The organism is Nocardia sp. MH4, assembly GCF_019266065.1.
In the GTDB taxonomy this organism is placed as follows: Bacteria; Actinomycetota; Actinomycetes; order Mycobacteriales; family Mycobacteriaceae; genus Nocardia; species Nocardia canadensis.
In genome coordinates this window covers 336-2,172 of sequence record NZ_LPNR01000133.1, presented here as the reverse complement: position 1 = coordinate 2,172, position 1,837 = coordinate 336, and the positions used below count along the sequence as shown (strand labels likewise).

The 1,837-nt window shown below is 71.0% G+C and carries 1 protein-coding gene; it reads left to right on the top strand.

The genetic code is table 11. The annotated features are described in order from the left end of the window. Window positions 1-162: 162 nt before the first annotated feature. Entirely contained in the window at window positions 163-1,659 is a 1,497-nt protein-coding gene (locus ATM97_RS33390; protein ID WP_218722218.1) for an SCO6880 family protein, read from the top strand. The last annotated feature ends 178 nt before the right edge of the window (window positions 1,660-1,837 follow it).

The following is a 1,837-nucleotide window of genomic DNA, read 5'->3' as shown; positions in this document are numbered from 1 at the left end:
GACGCCCAGTTCGGGCTCGGTGCCCTCGGGTGCGGCCCGCAATGTCGTCGCCGCACGCGCGGCGGCGGGCAGCGCCTCGCGCGCCGACCAGGCGGCCGGCGACCTCGCCGGTGACCGCTGGGCGAATCGTTCACCCGACCTCGGCAGGAGCACGATTCCGCGATGAGCACCCTCTCGACCGACACCTACGAGCGGCGCTCGTACGGGCTGTGGCAGAAGCCGCGCAGCGCGGGCCTTTTCGGCTTGCGCTGGGAAGAGACCGTGATCGGTTTCGTCGTGGTGATCACCGCCTTGATCAGTGCCATGGTCGGTGGATTCAAATGGGGTTTCGTCGTCGGCGGCCTCGGCGCGCTGGTGATGGTGCCCCTGGTGTGGCGGACGGGGGGCCGTTCGGGCTACGAGACGGGATTGATGATGTTCAACTGGATGCGCTCGCGCAAGAACGGCGAGCACGTGTATCGCGGCGGCCGGTTCTCCCGGATCCCCGGCGGCGTCACCAAGCTGCCGGGACTGCTCGCGCCGTCGAAGCTCTACGAGGGCATCGACGCGGGTGGCTACCACTTCGGGATGATCCACCTGCCCGCGTTCGCGCAGTACACCGTGGTGCTGCGGGCTTGGCCGCAGGGCCACGAGGCGGTCGACCAGCCGGTGATCGACCGTTGGGTCGCGGCGTGGGGCACCTTCCTCGCGTCGGTCGGCCAGACCAGCGACATCGTCGCGGTGGTGCCGGTGATCGACACCGTGCCCGAGACCGGCAACCGGTTGCTCAACGAGGTCTCCACGATCACCCGCCCGGAGGCGCCGGAGCTGGCCCAGCAGGTGATGTACGAGCTGGCCACCGAATTGCCGCAGGAGCGGGTGCAATTGCTGCCGCGCGTGGCGATCACCTTCAAGGCCACCACCGCCGAGCGGCGCAAGAACCCGGCCGAGGAAGCGGTGGAGATCGGGCGCAGGCTGCCCGGCATCTGCGCGGCGCTGGCCGAGGCCGGCGTGCGGGCGCAGCCGATGTCGGCCGAGGAGGTCATCTCCTTCATCCGCCGCAGCTACGACCCGGCCGCCCAGGCCGATCTCGAGGTCGCCGCCGCCGATCCGGGCGGACACGGCCTCGGCTGGGACGACGCCGGTCCGGTCTCGCACGACGAGAAGTGGGATCACCTGATCCACGACGGTGGCCGCTCGGTCACCTGGGAGATGGACGCGGCGCCCGAGGGCGCGGTCGACGAGCGGGTGCTGCAGCGGCTGCTCGCGCCGAATCCCGAAGTGCCGCGCAAGCGCATCGCGATCGTCTACCGGCCGCACTCGGCCGCCGACGCCGCCGAGATCGTCGACGACGACTTCAAGAACGCGCTCGTGGCGCAGCAGAGCGAACGCGGTGTCGTCTCGGCCGCCGCGACACTGCGGGTCGGTGCGACCCAGCAGGCTCGTGAGGAACAGGCCCGCGGGCACGGTGTGACCCGCTTCGGCGCGCTGGTGACGATCACCGAGCCGCTGCGCGGTGATCTGCCGCGCATCGAGGCCATCACCCGCGACCTCTCGACGCAGGCCCGGCTCAAGATCCGGCGTTGCTACCGCTATCAGGCCGCGGCGTTCGCGGCTTCCCTCGGTTGTGGCGTCATCCTGCCCGAGCACGCGACCATTCCGAAGGCATTGGCGGGGTGAGGCGATCATGGGACGCGACTTCGACGACATCGCGCTACGGCCCGTCCACCGGCCGCCCCGGATCCGCGGGGAGCGCGAACCACGACCGGTCGGGAGCGCGTCGCGCGTGAGCGACGAGGTGCTCGGCCTGGAGGAGCGCACCGAACGCGCCGAACGAGAGTCGGCGCGCGGTAGCTCC